This window comes from Kaistella yananensis, assembly GCF_026107505.2.
Classification (GTDB): domain Bacteria; phylum Bacteroidota; class Bacteroidia; order Flavobacteriales; family Weeksellaceae; genus Kaistella; species Kaistella yananensis.
Window position 1 is genome coordinate 430,638 of the sequence record NZ_JAPCHZ010000002.1, and the last position, 15,940, is coordinate 446,577.

Annotated in this window: 13 protein-coding genes; 11 read left to right on the top strand and 2 right to left on the bottom strand. The window is 39.5% G+C overall.

From position 1 onward, the window contains the following. Positions 1-12 precede the first annotated feature (12 nt). Positions 13-2,067, top strand: coding sequence for a S9 family peptidase (locus OK344_RS06265; protein WP_265143969.1), 2,055 nt, complete (start codon positions 13-15; stop codon positions 2,065-2,067). Then, positions 2,057-2,410, top strand: a complete 354-nt coding sequence (locus OK344_RS06270) for a hypothetical protein (RefSeq protein WP_265143970.1) — start codon at positions 2,057-2,059, stop codon at positions 2,408-2,410. The genes OK344_RS06265 and OK344_RS06270 overlap by 11 nt, the downstream gene beginning before the upstream one ends. 30 nt (positions 2,411-2,440) lie before the next feature. Here the strand turns inward: OK344_RS06270 and OK344_RS06275 are convergent, their stop codons facing one another. Beyond that, a complete protein-coding gene (locus tag OK344_RS06275) occupies positions 2,441-2,926 on the bottom strand; it encodes an SRPBCC domain-containing protein (RefSeq protein WP_265143971.1) in 486 nt (161 codons plus the stop codon). Positions 2,927-3,116: 190 nt separating this feature from the next. Between OK344_RS06275 and OK344_RS06280 the strand changes: the two genes are divergently transcribed. Then, positions 3,117-4,664, top strand: a complete 1,548-nt coding sequence (locus OK344_RS06280; RefSeq protein WP_265143972.1) for a sensor histidine kinase — start codon at positions 3,117-3,119, stop codon at positions 4,662-4,664. A gap of 66 nt (positions 4,665-4,730) precedes the next feature. Then, positions 4,731-5,417: a response regulator transcription factor gene (locus tag OK344_RS06285; protein ID WP_088468507.1), complete on the top strand. Its 687-nt coding sequence runs from the start codon at positions 4,731-4,733 to the stop codon at positions 5,415-5,417. A 52-nt stretch (positions 5,418-5,469) separates the two neighbouring features. Here the strand turns inward: OK344_RS06285 and OK344_RS06290 are convergent, their stop codons facing one another. Next, positions 5,470-5,991 (bottom strand): SPOR domain-containing protein, encoded by a 522-nt coding sequence (locus OK344_RS06290; protein ID WP_265143974.1) that lies wholly within the window; start codon positions 5,989-5,991, stop codon positions 5,470-5,472. 186 nt (positions 5,992-6,177) lie between these two features. On the opposite strand from OK344_RS06290, the gene OK344_RS06295 reads away from it, so the two are divergent. The 7 genes from OK344_RS06295 to OK344_RS06325 all read left to right on the top strand — a co-directional run bounded on the left by OK344_RS06295 (position 6,178) and on the right by OK344_RS06325 (position 15,939). Beyond that, positions 6,178-7,548: a c-type cytochrome gene (locus OK344_RS06295; protein ID WP_265143975.1), complete on the top strand. Its 1,371-nt coding sequence runs from the start codon at positions 6,178-6,180 to the stop codon at positions 7,546-7,548. Positions 7,549-7,569: 21 nt separating this feature from the next. Then, complete coding sequence (locus OK344_RS06300; RefSeq protein ID WP_265143976.1) at positions 7,570-10,668, top strand: TAT-variant-translocated molybdopterin oxidoreductase; 3,099 nt, start codon at positions 7,570-7,572, stop codon at positions 10,666-10,668. A gap of 18 nt (positions 10,669-10,686) precedes the next feature. After that, a complete protein-coding gene (gene nrfD / locus OK344_RS06305) occupies positions 10,687-12,087 on the top strand; it encodes an NrfD/PsrC family molybdoenzyme membrane anchor subunit (RefSeq protein ID WP_265143977.1) in 1,401 nt (466 codons plus the stop codon). Further along, entirely contained in the window at positions 12,074-12,595 is a 522-nt protein-coding gene (locus tag OK344_RS06310) for a DUF3341 domain-containing protein (protein WP_265144116.1), read from the top strand. Before nrfD ends, OK344_RS06310 begins: the two co-directional genes overlap by 14 nt. 55 nt (positions 12,596-12,650) lie before the next feature. After that, complete coding sequence (locus tag OK344_RS06315) at positions 12,651-13,358, top strand: c-type cytochrome (RefSeq protein ID WP_265143978.1); 708 nt, start codon at positions 12,651-12,653, stop codon at positions 13,356-13,358. A 13-nt stretch (positions 13,359-13,371) separates the two neighbouring features. After that, on the top strand, positions 13,372-14,703 hold the full coding sequence (locus OK344_RS06320; protein WP_265143979.1) for a quinol:cytochrome C oxidoreductase: 1,332 nt from the start codon (positions 13,372-13,374) through the stop codon (positions 14,701-14,703). 78 nt (positions 14,704-14,781) lie between these two features. After that, positions 14,782-15,939, top strand: coding sequence for a hypothetical protein (locus OK344_RS06325; RefSeq protein ID WP_265143980.1), 1,158 nt, complete (start codon positions 14,782-14,784; stop codon positions 15,937-15,939). Position 15,940: the final 1 nt, after the last annotated feature.

Below are 15,940 nucleotides of genomic sequence, written 5' to 3' on the forward strand. Positions count from 1 at the left end.
CTCATTACAAAAATGAACGCTCCCAAAGCAAAAAAAATCCATAAAATTCTCGAAATTCACGGCGATAAAAGAGCTGATGATTATTTCTGGATGAACGAAAGAGAAAATCCGGAAGTCACCGATTATCTGAATGAGGAAAACGCGTACTGCGATTTTATGATGAAGGATACCGAAGACTTTCAGCAGCTGCTTTTCGATGAGATGAAAGCACGTTACAAGCAAGATGACCAAAGTTTACCTTATTTTTTTAATAAATACTGGTATATCGTAAGATTCGAAAAAGGAAAAGAATATCCCATTTTCAGCAGGAAATTCCAGACGCTGGATCATGAAGAGGAAATTTTACTCGATGTAAATATTCTGGCGGAAGACGAAAGTTTTCTGGAAGTAGGCAGCGTTGCAGTTTCGCCGGATAACAAACTCATGAGTTTCTCCACGGATAATGTTGGAAGAAGAATTTATACCCTAAGTTTTAAAAATCTGGAAAACGGAGAACTCTTTGGTGAACAAATTCCCAATACCACGGGCAAAGCGGTTTGGGCAAACGACAATAAGCACGTTTTCTATACCAGAAAAGACGAGAATCTGCGCGCGTTCCAGGTCTTCAGACACCAACTGGGAATACCTTATGAACATGATGTCCTGATTTTTCATGAAAAAGATGAAGCGTTCGACGTTAACATCTTCAAAACAAAGTCTTTGGAGTATATTTTTATCTCGAGTTCGAGTTCGGTTACCGATGAGATGCATTTTATTCCTGCAGGCGATGTTTTTTCAGAATGGAAGGTCATTCAGCCAAGAACAGAAGATCTTGAATATTCTGTGGAACATTACGAGGATGAATTTTATATCATCACCAATGCGGATGACGCTACCAATTTTAAAATCGTAAAAACAAAAGTTGCTAATCCCGGAATTGAAAATTGGGAAGACGTAATCCCACACCGAAAAGAAACGCTGCTCGAAGGTTTTGAAATTTTTAAAGATTATTTTGTGCTGGAAGAAAGAACAGAAGGTCTCCTTCAAATTAAAATAATCGAGAACCGCACCGGAAATTCTCATTATTTAGAATTTTCGGATCCAACGTATACCGCTTATATCGGATTAAATCTTGAATTTGATACCACGAAACTCCGTTTTGGTTACACTTCTTTAACGAAGCCAAATTCCACCATCGAGTACGATATGAAGGAGAAAACTTCGCAGGTTTTGAAACAACATGAAGTTTTGGGTGGAAAATTTTTCCCTGAAAATTATATTTCAGAAAGAATTTGGGCACCTTCCCGTGACGGTAAAAATCACATTCCGATTTCCCTCGTTTATCATAAAGACACGCCAAAATGTTCTGAAACTCCGCTTTTGCTCTATGGTTACGGAAGTTACGGACACACGGTAGATGCTAGTTTTTCTAATGTACGGCTTTCGATTTTGGATCGTGGTTTTGTGTATGCGATTGCACATATCCGTGGTGGCGAATATTTAGGGCGCGAATGGTACGAAAACGGGAAAATGCTTAAGAAAAAAAATACGTTCTACGATTTTATTGATGCTGCAAAATATTTAATTTCTAAAAATTACACTTCAGAAAAGCATCTTTACGCGATGGGAGGAAGCGCCGGCGGACTGCTTGTGGGAGCGGTGATGAATGAAGAGCCCGAGCTTTTCAACGGGATTATTGCACAGGTGCCTTTTGTAGATGTGGTTACCACGATGTTGGACGAAACAATTCCTTTAACAACCGGGGAATTTGATGAATGGGGAAATCCGAAAAAGAAAAAGTATTACGATTACATGAAATCTTATTCGCCTTACGATAATGTAGAAGCTAAAAATTATCCGAATATACTGATTACAACTGGTTTGCACGATTCGCAAGTACAGTATTGGGAACCGGCAAAATGGACTGCCAAACTCCGCGAACTGAAAACCGATGATAATTTGCTTCTTTTCAAAACTGATATGAGTGCAGGGCATGGAGGCGCTTCCGGAAGATTCGAGTCATTAAAGGAAGACGCGCTGGAATATGCCTTTATTTTAAAACTGGAAAATAAAATTGATGGAAAATAAAACCGACAGCCAACTTTGGGAAGAAGTAGAGGCTTTTTTCGTTGAAAATTTCGATACAGACAAGCATCCGCAGATTGATACGATTTTGTTTTTAATCGGCGTTCAGGAACTGGGCAGCGGGCAGCAGAAATATACAAAAGATGACAAACTTAATATTTTACATATTGCGGTTTGCAGACTTTTGGAACCTTTCGGATACTACAAATTTTCTCATTACGATGACGACGGGTATCCGCACTTTGATGAACTCGAGCAGTTGCCGGAACTAAAACCTAATGAGCAGCAGATTTTAATGAAAAAAGCGATCATTCAGTATTTTTTTGACGAAGAACTTTTTAAATAGTACAGGGACCAATTGAAAGATTGGTCTTTTTTATTTTATAAGTTTTTCCAGTTGGGCAAGACAGGTTTTAAAACCTTCTTCAAATCCCAAATCCAGGATTTTTTTCATGTCTGCTTCAGAATTAAAATGAATGTTCACAGTAAGTTTTGTTCCTTCATCAACGCCGGTAAAGCCTAAAAGCCATTTCACAGAGGGAAAATCTGGGTCGATATTGCCTTGCGCATCAGTAAAGAAGTCAGTCCAGTCGAAACTGCGGTGAAAAGTAATTTCGTGGTATTCGGCGCCGGCGTATTGTTTTTCGTTTTCTGGGCCAACCATCGCATAATTCCATCTTCCGCCTTCTTTAAAATCCAGATTTTGGGTTTCGCATTTCCACGGTTTTGGCGCCCACCACTGGTCAAGGAGTTCCGGCTTTGTAAAATAATTCCATATTACGGAAACATCGGCATCATAAACTTTCATTACAAAAACGCTGGCAGCATCAAAATCTTTATTGAAAACAGTGTTGGATTCCATTAGAGTAATTTTAAAACAAATGTAAAAGAATATTTTTAAAAGTATATCACAGGGCTTACAAACCTTTTGGCAATACTTATATTTTGTTAAAAGGAGTTTTTTTAAGAAATTAAAAACAATATTTATATAGTTTTCTTGTTATTATATTCTTAAAATGATTAATTTTAACAATTCAAATTAAAATTTCATAATGAACAATAAGTTTATTCCATTTATCTCTGTATTGATGACGATTTCAATGATTGTCTTCGTCACGTTGCAATTGTATTGGATAAAAGAGTTGTATTCCGCACTGAACCAAGATTTTTCGAACAAAGTGTATTCTGCTTTAGAATCCTCCGCACTGAAAGCTCAGGAGATGGAAGTGGAGAAATATCTAAATATAGACAATAAGAACTTTGGAAAAACAGTAGTTGACAGCAGCAATCTTCCTACCCAGACTTATATTCAGCAGAATTCGGATTCGGCGAACAGAACTACAATAACTTTCCAGAAAAGTATTGTCGAAAGTCAAAACTTTCCAATTTCTTCAAAAGGTGACAGTTTGCAGCTTACAAAACTTTATACCGACGAAGGTATTCTTAAAATTAAAAAAAATAATACTGCCGAGCCTTTAACGGCTCAATTATCTAAAGATATCAGCAATAATACGTATGCATTGCGGCAGTTTGTAAAGTTAAGCGCCTCGAACCTTCCAATTGAAAAAAGAGTGGATATAGCAGCTCTCGATTCGGTTTTATCTAAAGAGTTGAAACTTAATGGTTTAAATACAAAATTTGGCTTTGCGGTAATGGATAAAACAAACAGGCTCACGAAAGTGGTAAATGATATTTACATCGACCAGAAAGATAAAAGCAACTACACTTATCCGCTTTTTACCGATAGTAAGGAACGTACTTTATATACGCTTGCGCTTGTTTTCCCCCGGAAAGATTACTCACTGGCAAAGAATAATTTACCGATGCTTTTGGGTACGTTCATGTCGCTTCTTACCATTTTGGGGATTTACATCATTTCAATTAATTATATGATGCGCCAGAAAAAAATTGCGGATGTAAAGACGGATTTTATCAATAACATGTCCCATGAGTTTAAAACACCTTTGGCAACAATTTCTGTTGCGACCGATTCTTTGGCCAACGACAAGATTGCAACAAATCCTGAAAAAGTAAAATATTATTCGGGATTGATTAAACAGGAAAATCTCCGGATGAAAAAGCAGGTCGAAAATGTACTGAACATGTCGAAATTAGAGCGGAATGAAGTACAGCTTTTTCTGAAAGAAACCGATGTAAGGGCTTTGATTAAAGAAATTTCTGAATCTTTCGGGCTTATTGTTGCGCAGAGAAACGGTACGTTAACCCAGGAATTCAATACCAGCAAGTACACTTTTAAAATCGATGAATTTCATATATCGAATGCGTTGGTTAATCTGCTCGACAATGCCAATAAATATTCTCCCGACGCACCTCAGATTAAGGTAAAGACAAGAAATGAAGGCAATTTTTATGTTGTAGAAATTTCTGACAGGGGAATGGGAATGGATATGGACAATAAAACGCGGATTTTCGAGAAATTTTTCCGCGAAGAAACCGGGAATATTCACAATGTAAAAGGCCAGGGTCTCGGACTTTCTTATGTGAAAAAAATCGTGGAACTCCACAAAGGTCAGGTTCTTGTAGAGTCGCAAAAGGGGAAGGGCAGTACCTTTACCATAAAGCTACCGATGGTCCACTGATAAAATATTAATATAATGTGGGGCTACAATATTTACCCTCATCAAAGAAATAAAAATAAATAAATTATGAGCAACAGAATCTTATTAGTAGAAGACGACCAAAGTTTTGGTGCTGTTTTAAAGGATTATTTAACCATAAATAATTTTGAAGTTACCCTCGCAACCGACGGCGAACAGGGATTAAAGGAATTCACAGAAAATGAATTCGATATCTGTATTTTTGATGTCATGATGCCTAAAAAAGATGGTTTCAGTCTGGCGGAAGACGTAAAAAGAATTGATAAAAACACGCCAATCATTTTCCTCACGGCAAGAAACATGCGTGAAGATATTTTGAAAGGTTACCAGCTTGGCGCAGACGACTATATTACAAAACCTTTTGATACTGAGCTTTTACTTTATAAAATCAAAGCAATTCTGCAGAGAAGTGCTGTTTTGGAAGATGATGAGCAGGAGCAGTTCAAGATCAGTAATATTTTCTTCGATTCAATGCTGCGTCAGTTGAGAGTGGGTGATAATGAGTACAAGCTTTCTCCGAAAGAAAACGAATTGCTGAAGCTACTTTGTATGCACCGTAACGATTTCATGCCCAGAGATTTGGCTTTGCGAAAAATATGGAAGAAGGAGAATTATTTCACCGCCAGAAGTATGGATGTTTACATCGCGAAACTGAGAAAACTCTTGAGGGATGATGAAGGTCTGGAAATCATTAACGTACATGGAGAAGGATTCCGTCTCCTGGTGAAAAATTAAGAACACAAAAAAGCTCCGGAATTACACGGAGCTTTTTTGTTTTTATTGAAAATTATTTTGCTTCCACACAGAAAACCCTATACTGAATAGCCATTGCGGATTTAAAATGTGCGCGTACTCTGGCCAAATCGGCTGCTGCACTCTGTTTTGTAAGATAACTCCCGGCCATTACTTTATAGTTCGGCCTCAGCGAAGCATCGATTTCAACTTTCATATTTGGGAATCTTCTTCTGAAAAAAAGGCCAACTTCTCTGGCTTCTTCATTGCTTTTTACAACGGCCAACTGAATTTTATATCCCATGATTCTTGGGTTTCTGCGACAAATTTCAGCCTGTGTAAGTTCTTTTTCCGGCACTACTATTTTTGGGGCAGTTGTTTTAGGTGCGTCATTATTTGATGAATTCCGGGTAAGGCACTTTTCTTCCAGGTTTTCCAATAAGTCCTCAACTTTTTTATCCATTGATATAGAAAGCGGAGTTCCCGAAATGGTATCGTTTTTCACAACTTGCTGTGCATCAAGATTATTAATTGCTAACAGAAAAATTACAGGAATTATTTTAAGAATACGGTTCATTAAGATTTATTTTAGGCAAATTTATAACAAATAAAAATTATACCAACATTTGCTATTTAGAATTAATACAAATTAACTAAATATGCCAAAAGGGCTTTTGTTCTGCCGTTAAATTTCTGTTAAAAGTCTTATTTTTGCCCAATTGAAAAGTAAACTCAAATATTTTACTAACCCAAGATTTTATAAATGATTAGTTGGAGAAAGCATTACAAGAGGGGTCTTATCGCAATAGGTCTATTGCTGTCGACCAGTGCTTCTATTTACGCTCAAGGAGATGCGAAAAACGGTGAAAAGCTTTTCAAAGCTAACTGTGCCGCGTGTCACGCATTAGACAAGCAACTTATTGGTCCTTCATTAGGTGGCGTAGTAGACAGGCTTAAAAAAGAGCAGAATCTCGATACAGATTGGCTGCATAAATGGATTAAAGACAATAAATCCCTGCGCGAATCGGGCGATAAGTACGCCATTGAAGTTTACGAGAAGTTTAACAAAACGGAGATGCTCCCTTTTCCTAATCTTACAGATCAGGACATCGATGACATTTTAGAGTATACAACTAATCCCCCGGCGCCGGAACCGGCTGCGGCTGATGCTGCGACTGGCGGAGCTGCAGATACAAATTCAGTAGCTGCTTTAGAGGCTGCGAAAAAGGAATCAGTAAACTCGAAAATCATTCTTATTTCATTAGTAGCTATCGGTGCATTGTTGCTTTGGTTGCTTCTAAAACTTCAGCAGCTGGTAAAACTTCAGCAAAGTGAAGAGCTTTCCGAACTCAACGCAAACAGAGCGGTTTCTCTTGGCGATCTTTACAGAAAATACCACTACGTAGGAAAAGGAGTTCTTGTAGTTCTGGGTGTTTTAGCAGCATACGGAATCTGGAACTGGCTAATGTGGATAGGCGTTTACAAGGGTTATAAACCGGAACAGCCAATTTACTTCTCTCACAAAATTCACGCAGGTGAAAATAAAATCGACTGCCAGCTTTGTCACTCTTCAGCGAAGTATGGTAAAGTTTCTGAAATTCCTTCCATGAACGTTTGTATGAACTGTCACCGTACAATTTCCGAATACAATGGTAAATATATGGAGCCTGGAAAAGATAAAGCATTCTACGACGGTGAAATTCAAAAAATCTACGCGGCAACAGGCTGGGATCCAGCATCACAGCAGTATACAGGTAAAACACAACCTGTAGAATGGGTGAGGATCCACAACATGCCGGATTTTGTGTACTTCGATCACTCTCAGCACGTAGTTGCTGGCGAGCAGGCAATCATCAGCTCTCATAACAAAAAGAATCCTGAAGCGAAAATTGATGTAGTTTGTAAAGCTTGTCACGGGCAGGTTGATACCATGAACGTGGTGCAAATGGCAAACGACTTTACCATGGGTTGGTGTATCGAGTGTCACAGAACAACAGAAGTTGATATGAACAACGGTTATAATAAAGAATACTTCAAAAATCTACACGACAAACTGAAAAAACAGTATGGTTCAGGTACGAAAATTACCGTAGATGCGATTGGAGGTCTTGAGTGTGGTAAATGTCATTATTAATAACAAAAATTAGAAGTATCAATGGCTTCAAATAAAATAAAATTCAGAAGTATTCACGAACTGAAAGATCCAAGCCTAAACTCCAGGCTGGCTCTTAAAGAATTTCAGGACGAAATTCCTGTGGGTGAATTGTTGGGAGGTGAAAAATCAAAGGAATCGGGATCATCCAGAAGAGATTTCCTGAAACTTTTAGGATTCTCTACTGCTGCTGTTACTTTGGCCGCTTGTGAGGCTCCGGTGATTAAAACCATTCCTTACGTAGTAAAACCCCACGAAATTATCCCTGGTGTTCCCAATTATTATGCAACTACATATTTTGATGGTTACGATTTCGCAAGTGTTTTAGTAAAAACCAGAGAAGGAAGACCTATCAAAATAGAACCGAATCCGTTAGCAAAAGACTTGGGTAAAACCAATGCAAGAGCACAGGCAGCGGTACTTTCACTTTACGACAATGATAAAGTAAAGCAGCCAAAACTTAACGGTAAAGACGAAACTTTCGACAAAGTTGATGATTTCGTTCTTAAAGGTTTGGCAGATGCACAGGCTGGAGGTAAGAAAATTGTTCTTTTATCACATTCTTACGCGTCGCCAACATTCAAGAAGTTATTTGCTGATTTCAAGGCGAAATATCCTACAGCTGAACTTGTAACTTACGATGCAGTTCCTCATACAGCAGCTTTAGATGCAGCTCAGGAAGTTTTCGGACAAAGAGCATTGCCGGTTTACGATTTAACTGGGACGCAACTGGTCGTTTCTTTCCAGGCAGATTTCTTAGGAGATTATAACGGAAGTTCTTTAGAAACTTCTTACGCTGCGGCAAGAAAGCCAGGCCCGGATATGTTGAGACACATCCAGATCGAATCGAATATGTCTTTAACCGGTGCAAATGCCGATTCAAGAATAAAACTTAAGCCAAGTGCAGTAAACAAAGTTTTAGTTGAAGTTTATAACGGTCTTAACGGAGGTTCTGTAAGTAAAGAAGCTGCAGGTATCGTAAAAGAACTTCAGGAAAAAGGAAGCAATGCAGTTGTTTTTGCTGACGGATCTAAAGCAGCACACGTTTTAGCACACTTAATCAATCAAAAATTAGCATCCAAAGCATTTACAGGAAAAGCAAACTTCCTGAAAGAATTTGATGCAGCAAGATATCAGGAATTTTTAGCTTGGATGAATGCAGGGCAGGTGGGTGTATTGATTGCCAACAATGTAAACCCGATTTACTCCAACAACAAAGGTGAAGATTTCAAAAAACTTGTAGCAAAAGTTCCTGTAGTGGTAGCTGTAGCCGACAAGAAAAACGAAATGTACAAGGCAGCGAAAGCTGTAATTCCTGTAGCCAACTGGCTCGAATCATGGGGAGATATGGCTCCTCAAACAGGTGTCTACACCTTAATGCAGCCAACCATCCAGAAAATTTACAAATCAAGACAGATTGAAGAATCCTTATTGGTTTGGATGAACGGGAAAAATAATGCTGCCAATAACTATTACGATTATTTAAAAGCGAATGCAGCCACTTTCATCGGTGGAACTCCTTTCAACAAGGCACTTTACAATGGTGTAGTTGAAGGAGGAAGCGTGATCGGCTCGCTTTCTTATACTGGCGGAAATGCTGCACAGGCTGCCACAGAATTAAACAGCTTTAAAGCATCAGATTTAGAATTGGTTCTTTATACCAAAACTTCGATGGGAGACGGAACCCAGGCTAACAACCCTTGGTTGCAGGAATTACCTGATCCTATCACCAGAATTTCCTGGGATAACTATCTGACAGTTTCTCCTAAAGATGCCGAAAAATTAGGTTTAGACAATGACCTGAATGCAAGAATGCAGTTGGATGGCTCTCTGGTAAACCTTACAGTAAACGGTGTTACAATTAAAGATGTACCTGTATTTGTACAGCCGGGTCAGGCAGAAGGTTCTATGGGACTTGCGCTGGGTTATGGAAAGAAAGATTCAGGGAAAGTCGCAGAAACTGGAGTTAATGTTTATCCTTTGTTCGACGGTTCAAATTCAGTTTTATCTAATGTGAAAATTGAGAAGACAGGAGGTGAGCACGAATTTGCGGGAATGCAGCTTCAGAATACCTTAATGGGTCGTTACGATATCGCGAGAGAAGTTCCTTTGGATACGTTCCTTAATGTGAAATTTGATGACGAAGAATTAGGCTGGAACAAACCTTTGGAATACCATACCATTGGAGGAGCTTTACCGGCAGGTAAAGTAGATCTTTGGGATTCATTTGATGATACCGATGGGCCACACTTTAACCTTTCTGTTGACCTGAATTCATGTACCGGATGTGGTGCCTGTATCATTGCCTGTCAGGCAGAAAACAACGTTCCGGTCGTAGGTAAAGAAGAAGTAAGAATGTCGCGGGATATGTATTGGTTGAGAATCGACCGCTATTATTCTACCAACGTTCCTGCTGAAATGGATAAGAACAAAGACAGCAAACTTTCTCAGGAAGAAGCAGTTTCTGCAGATCTTGATGTACCGGGAATGTATGGTCACGCTTTCGATAAGGACAGCGGTATTCTTAACCATCCTGCGGATAACCCCGATGTAATCTTCCAGCCAGTAATGTGTCAGCACTGTAACCACGCACCTTGTGAAACTGTTTGTCCGGTTGCCGCCACATCGCACGGTAAGCAGGGGCAAAACCAAATGGCTTACAACAGATGTATCGGTACAAGATACTGTGCGAACAACTGTCCGTATAAAGTAAGAAGATTCAACTGGTTTACGTATAACCTTAACGATAAATTCGACTTCAATCAGAATAACGATTTAGGAAGAATGGTGCTGAATCCTGATGTTGTTGTAAGAACAAGAGGGGTAATGGAGAAATGTTCAATGTGTATTCAGATGACACAGAAAACGATTCTTGAAGCTAAGAAAGAAGGCAGAACAGTAAAAGACGGAGAATTCTCTACAGCTTGTGTGAATGCTTGTTCTACAGGAGCTATGAAGTTTGGTGATATGAACGACAAAACTTCTGAAGTAAGAGCATTATACAGCTCTAACAGAAGATATACGTTGCTTGAGGAGATTGGTACAAAACCAAACGTTTTCTACCACACCAAAGTGAGAAACAGAAAAGAACAAAATGTTTAAATAATAAATAGGTAAAAAATGTCAGGACATTACGAAGCTCCGATAAGGGAACCTTTAATTATTGGTCATAAGACTTATCACGATATCACAGAAGATATCGCAAGACCTATCGAGGAACGCGCAGGAAAATTATGGTGGGTTTCCTTTTGGATAGCTTTAACACTATTCATCTACGGATTTGGCTGTATCGCGTACACCATTGGTACCGGTATCGGTGCCTGGGGACTTAACAGAACCAACAACTGGGGATGGGATATCACCAACTTCGTTTGGTGGGTAGGTATCGGTCACGCCGGAACCTTAATTTCTGCAGTTCTCCTCTTATTTAGACAAAGATGGAGAATGTCGGTAAACCGCTCCGCAGAAGCAATGACGATCTTCGCCGTTGTGCAGGCAGCACTTTTCCCGGTAATTCACATGGGTAGAGTATGGGTAGGATATTGGGTTTTCCCTTTACCAAACCAGTATGGTTCTCTTTGGACGAACTTTAACTCACCGCTGCTTTGGGACGTATTTGCAATTTCAACCTATTTCTCTGTATCTACCGTTTTCTGGTTTATGGGATTAATCCCTGACTTTGCGATGATAAGAGACCGTGCAAAAACGCCTTGGACGAAACGAATTTATACATTCCTGGCTTTCGGTTGGGGTGGTAAAGCAAAACACTGGCAAAGATTCGAGGAATTATCACTCGTTTTGGCAGGTTTGGCAACACCGCTTGTATTCTCGGTGCACACCACCGTATCCTTTGACTTTGCTACATCGGTAATTAAAGGTTGGCACTCAACCATTTATCCTCCGTACTTCGTTGCGGGAGCAATTTTCTCCGGATTTGCAATGGTACAAACCCTCTTGCTTGTTGCAAGAAAAGTAGCACACTTAGAGGATTATATTACCATGTACCATATTGAGATTATGAACATCGTAATCGTTGTAACAGGTGGTATGGTAACTGTAGCCTACGCATGTGAATATTTCATCGCATGGTACTCCGGTTCAAGATACGAAGATTTCGTTTATCTGTCTCCGGGTGCAGCAACAGGACCTTACTGGTGGGCTTTCTGGGCGTTGATTATCTGTAACTTGGTTATTCCTGCTTTGTTCTGGTTCAAAAAAATCCGTACAAACATTATGGCTACATTTATTATCGCCTTGATCATCAACATCGGGATGTGGTTCGAAAGATTCGATATCATCGTAATCAATATCTCAAGAGATTACTTGCCAAGTTCCTGGACGATGTTTAAGCCAACAATTATTGACGTAGGGGTATTCCTAGGAACAATAGGCTTCTTCGGAGTGTTATTCTTACTCTACGCCAGAACATTCCCTGTAATTGCTCAGGCCGAATTGAAGTCTATTTTAAAAATCTCAGGTGAAACTTATAAAGCAAAAGAAGAAGATGATGAGCACCACTAAAAAAGTTTACGGTATTTATGCCGATGATGACGATTTATTGAACGGCGTACACGCCTTCAATGACAAAGGAATCAAAATCGACGAAGTGTATACTCCGTTTCCGGTTCATGGTCTTGACAAAGCTTTAGGGTTAAAAAAGACCAGAATTTCCGATGCTGCATTTATTTACGCAGTATATGGTGTAACCATTGGTATCTTGGTTACTTATTATACCATGATTCGCGACTGGCCTCAGAATATTGGTGGTAAACCAGCTTTCGAATGGTCCAGAAACATGCCTGCATTCGTAGTTCCAATGTTTGAACTCATGGTATTTTGTGCAGCACACATGATGTCGCTTACCTTCTTGGTAAGAAACAAAATGTATCCAGGTTGCCCGCCACAAAATCCAGATCCTAGAACTACCGATGATAAGTTTATGATGGAATTTGTAACCGATGATGTAGAATCTGTAAAACAAATCCTGATAGATACCGGTGTAGAAGAAATTACGGTAAAAGATGCTTAGAATGAAACCCTGTAAAACGGTTCCATTTGATTATAAAAACAATAAAATTGTCCAAATGACAAAGAATATATTTAAAATTACAGCCATCTTAGGATTTGCAGCAATTTCATTAAGTTCTTGCAGCAAAGAAAATCCGCCATTGGTTTATTTTCCTGATATGTACTTTCCGGTAGCATATGATCCTTTAATGAAAGCTGAAGATGCATATTCAGATCATGAAAATGAAATTCCAGCTTTTGTTAAGAACAACGGCGCTACAGGATTAAGTCCTGTAAATGGAACTGTTGCCCAGAATAATGATGGTGTTGCAGACGAAGCAATGAATACTGCGATGACGCCAGATCAGTACAATGGAGGTTATGATGCTTCTAAATTGATTTCGGAATCACCACTAAATGCGGCGAATCAGGCAAAAGATATTGAAAGAGGTAAACTTCTATATAACCAGGCTTGTGCAGCATGTCACGGTACCGGCGGTGACGGACAGGGACCAATTGTTGCCAGTGGCGCTTATGTGGGTGTTCCTAATTATGCCGACCGGCAGCTTACCGTAGGTTCTGTTCATTATGTGATTACCAATGGTAGAAACGCAATGGGTTCTTACGCTGGACAATTAAAACCTGGTGACCGGTGGAGAGTTGCAATGTACGTAATGAATGCCTTCAAAGGTGGAATTGCTCCAGCAGCTCCTGCTGATGCAGCACCTGCAACTGATGCTGCTGCTGCAGCTTCTGCGAGTGTAACAACTAGTCCTACTAAATAAAAAGAATTAAAAAATGTATAGTTTTTCACCTAAATTAAGAAGATATTCAATCATATTTATCGTTCTGGGATTAGTGCTTTTTGGAGTAGGTTACTTTATGAATCACGGTATCGATGATGCAAGAATTGAACATATGATGGAGGCCGTTCATGCCGGAGGTAATCATGCTCCTACACATTCAAGCGAAATGGTAGGTCCTCAGGATCATCAAGCTCATTTGGACCATGCAAAACTGCAGATTCATAACCAACCTTTGGCAGCAATTCACACCGTTGCGGTATTTTTGTTCGCGCTGAGCTGTTGTGCATTGTTTTTCTATTCTATTCAGAATGCAGCGCATGCAGGCTGGTCAATCATTATTTTAAGAGTAATGGAAGCTATCGCATCTTTTATACCTTATGCAGGTGCGATTCTTATTATCATCATGCTGTTGAATGCCAGCCATCAGGGACATCTTTTCCACTGGATGGATCCGGAATTAACAACCCCTGGTGATGCACATTTCGATCCTATCCTTTATGAGAAGAAAATATTCTTAAATATTCCTTTCTATGCTTTCAGAACAGTACTTTACGTAGTGGGTGCGTCGTTCTTCGCATGGAAACTTAAAACACTTTCCAAGAAAGTTGATGAAACTAAAGACAGAAAAGTTTATGCATCTTACTATAACTGGAGTATCGGATACATCGCTTTCTTCGGTTTTGCATCTGCAGCCTGGGCTTGGGATTGGTTAATGTCAATTGACCCTCACTGGTATTCTACCATGTACATTTGGTATGCCATGGTAAGTACATTGGCTTCTGCGGTTGCAGCGATTATTTTGATCAGTGTATACCTTAAGAAAAAAGGTGTTTTACCGCAGTTCAATGATAATCACCTGCACGATTTAGGAGTTTTCCTTTTCGCGACAAGTATGCTTTGGTCTTACACATGGTTCTGTCAGTTTATGCTTTACTGGTATGCCAACGTACCAGAAGAGGTAAACTATTTCTTCGGAAGGTTTAAATATTATGGACCTACTTTCCTGCCGATGCTTATTCTTAACTTCCTTATTCCTTTATTGGTTTTGGTAAGTTCAAGTATCAAGAGAAATTACACCGTAGTTACAACGGTAGCAGTAATCGTACTTGTGGGTCACTGGCTCGATTATTTCAATATGGTGATGCCGGGAACGGTAGGACCTTACTGGAAGACACCGGAAGTTTTCATCCTTAATTTAGGCTCCGTGTTATTTGGCGTTGGTTTGTTTGTATTTGTAGTTTTAACTGCACTTTCAAAACTGAAATTAATTCCGGAAGGCAATCCTTACGTAAAAGAATCAAAAATTTACGAATATCCGTTCTAATTTTCTATAGATCGTTCAATAAAAAAATCCCGGCTTTGTGTCGGGATTTTTGTTAAATTTGTATCTAAACCTCATCTTATGAAGCATTTTTTTCTAATTATATTTTGTTCTTTTTTACTTGTTGCATGTAAGAAAGACAAAGTTGATGCAAGCACCACCAAGTCATTACAGTCAAGTATCAACGATATGGCTTCCAGTCTTAATACACTGCAGCAGGTAAAATTCAATGAAGCCTTGTATATTCTCAAGACTTTTGGAGTTGAAGCAGATGGCGATGTCAACGAACTGAATGCTTTGGGTAAGCTAATTAACGGAATGAAAGTTCCCGGCATCTTTGCTCTCGCAGACAAAGTTGCGCAGGAAAACGGAATCGAATGGAAGAGTACGGGCCCGCCGTCTCTCGGAGAGATGAATATCTTCGGAAACGAAGAAGCAAAAGAATCCGATCCCAACGATATTTCTGCAAAATCTTTAAGTCTTAATACGAAACCGCTGGCTGTAGACAGTATTTTGGGTCCAAAATCTCTGCAGGTTGTGCCAAGGCTCGTAGATGGTTCGGGGAATCCTATCGTGTTCACAGGAGCAGCGTTAGAAACTGTGATGGAAGTTTTCAGTAATGGCACCCGAATTTTAACCGCCAAGAATCTTATGCAGGATAACAACTTCAAAGGCTTTAATTTAAGATTTGCGTCCCTGCCTGCGGAGAAAATAAGCGATAACAAGATTGACATTACAGTTTCCGTGAAGACCACAAAGAAAACATATAAAATTTCTAAAATCGGAGTTCCGGTAAATCCTAAAGCTTTGCTTTCTCCACAGGGTAATCCAGCAGAGAATCCAGCAAATCCAAACACTGATATTCCGGTCACAGATCCTACCGATGTTGCTACTGGCACAGAAATTCAGCCGGCTGCGCCTTCAGGAGATCCTAAAACCAGCGTTACCCGTTTTCTGAATAATCTTGGAAGCCAAAACTTGAGAGTAGCCTACGACACTTCCGATAATCCTAACTGGGGATCTTATGAAACATTCTCGAATCCGACCTCTGGGTTTGGCGGAGTGAAAAACATCAATGTTAAAAATATTACCACTCAAAGTTCGAGTACAAACTCAGCCAGTGTAAATGCAACGTATGATGTAACTGATAAAAGCGGAAAAACAACTGCGCTGCAGGTAACTTTTGGGTTGAAAAATGTAAATGGAGAGTGGAAGATTTCAAGTTATAAGATCAATTAAA